1 rRNA gene (cut by a window edge) is annotated in these 2,500 nt (G+C 53.5%); it reads right to left on the bottom strand.

Features of this window, described 5'->3' with window-relative positions:
* Positions 1–58 precede the first annotated feature (58 nt).
* Positions 59–2,500 (bottom strand): 23S ribosomal RNA (locus tag FJ943_RS06280) (it continues 390 nt past the right edge of the window).

The following is a 2,500-nucleotide window of genomic DNA, read 5'->3' as shown; positions in this document are numbered from 1 at the left end:
TCATGCGTGAGCGCTGGTCAGACCATTTGACTTCATCAAATGGGTATTAGGAATGAGAACGATCAAGCCGATCGAACTATTAGTACCGGTAAGCTTCAAGCGTTGCCGCTCTTCCACACCCGGCCTATCAACGTGGTCGTCTTCCACGGTTCTCAGGGAATACTCGTTTTAAGGTGGGTTTCCCGCTTAGATGCCTTCAGCGGTTATCCCGTCCGGATATAGCTACCCTGCTATGCGGCTGGCGCCACAACAGGTCCACCAGAGATCCGTCCATCCCGGTCCTCTCGTACTAGGGACAGATCCTTTCAATATTCCTACACCCACGGCAGATAGGGACCGAACTGTCTCACGACGTTCTGAACCCAACTCACGTACCGCTTTAAATGGCGAACAGCCATACCCTTGGGACCTGCTCCAGCCCCAGGATGCGATGAGTCGACATCGAGGTGCCAAACAACCCCGTCGATATGGACTCTTGGGGGTCATCAGCCTGTTATCCCCGGCGTACCTTTTATCCGTTGAGCGATGGCCCTTCCACGCGGGACCACCGGATCACTATGACCGACTTTCGTCTCTGCTCGACTTGTCAGTCTCGCAGTCAGGCAGGCTTATGCCATTGCACTCAGCGAACGATTTCCGACCGTTCTGAGCCCACCATCGCGCGCCTCCGTTACTCTTTAGGAGGCGACCGCCCCAGTCAAACTACCCACCATACATTGTCCCGGACCCGGATAACGGGCCGCGGTTAGACATCCATAGTGATAAGGGTGGTATTTCAAGGGTGGCTCCACCTGAGCTGGCGCCCAGGTTTCAAAGCCTACCACCTATCCTACACATGCCACTACGAATGCCAATGTAAAGCTATAGTAAAGGTGCACGGGGTCTTTCCGTCTAACCGCAGGAACCCCGCATCTTCACGGGGAATTCAATTTCACTGAGTCTATGCTGGAGACAGCGGGGAAGTCGTTACGCCATTCGTGCAGGTCGGAACTTACCCGACAAGGAATTTCGCTACCTTAGGACCGTTATAGTTACGGCCGCCGTTTACTGGGGCTTCGATTCAGAGCTTGCACCCCTCCTCTTAACCTTCCAGCACCGGGCAGGCGTCAGACCCTATACGTCGTCTTGCGACTTCGCAGAGCCCTGTGTTTTTGATAAACAGTCGCTACCCCCTGGTCTGTGCCACCCTCCTCCACTTGCGTGGAAAAGGGTCACGCTTCTTCCGAAGTTACGCGTGCAATTTGCCGAGTTCCTTCAGCATAGTTCTCTCAAGCGCCTTGGTATACTCTACCAGACCACCAGTGTCGGTTTCGGGTACGGTTTATAAGGAGGAGCTATTTCCTGGAACCACGCAGCAGCCCGTTCAATCCGATAAGATTGGACTACCTCAATGATCCGTCACTACCTCCAAGCCCACGAATATTAACGTGGTTCCCATCGACTACGCGTTTCCGCCTCGTCTTAGGGGCCGGCTAACCCTGCTCAGATTAGCTTTAAGCAGGAACCCTTGGTCTTTCGGCGGGGGAGTCTCTCACTCCCCTTACGTTACTCATGTCAGCATTCGCACTTCTGATACCTCCACCACCCCTCACGGGTATGGCTTCGTCAGCTTACAGAACGCTCCGCTACCGCTTGGCCCTTGCGGACCAAACCCTAAGCTTCGGTGTATGGCTTTAGCCCCGTTACATTTTCGGCGCAAAGACCCTTATTTAGACCAGTGAGCTGTTACGCTTTCTTTAAATGATGGCTGCTTCTAAGCCAACATCCTGGTTGTTTTGGGATCCTCACATCCTTTCCCACTTAGCCATAACTTGGGGACCTTAGCTGTAGGTCAGGGTTGTTTCCCTTTTCACGACGGACGTTAGCACCCGCCGTGTGTCTGCCGACTAGTACTCCCAGGTATTCGGAGTTTGGTTAGGTTTGGTAATCCGGTGAGGACCCCTAGCCCATCCAGTGCTCTACCCCCTGGGGTATTCGGTCGACGCTCTACCTAAATAGATTTCGCGGAGAACCAGCTATTTCCGAGTTTGATTGGCCTTTCACCCCTAGCCACAAGTCATCCCGAACTATTGCAACAGTTATGGGTTCGGTCCTCCAGTAAGTGTTACCTTACCTTCAACCTGCTCATGGCTAGATCACTCGGTTTCGGGTCTAATGCGACGAACTGAACGCCCTGTTCAGACTCGCTTTCGCTGCGCCTACACCTAGCGGTTTAAGCTTGCTCGTCACACTAAGTCGCTGACCCATTATACAAAAGGTACGTGGTCACCCAGGACGAACCTTGGGCTTCCACTGTTTGTAGGCAACCGGTTTCAGGTACTCTTTCACTCCCCTTGTCGGGGTGCTTTTCACCTTTCCCTCACGGTACTAGTTCGCTATCGGTCATGCACGAGTACTTAGGCTTGGAGGGTGGTCCCCCCAATTTCAGACAGGATTTCACGTGTCCCGCCTTACTCGAGGACGATTGATTGCATTACGCGTACGGGGCTGTCACCCACTA

Source organism: Mesorhizobium sp. B2-3-10 (genome assembly GCF_006442275.1).
Classification (GTDB): Bacteria; Pseudomonadota; Alphaproteobacteria; order Rhizobiales; family Rhizobiaceae; genus Mesorhizobium; species Mesorhizobium australicum.
The sequence above is the reverse complement of the archived record's forward strand: the minus strand, read 5'-3'. Positions and strand labels throughout refer to the sequence as shown.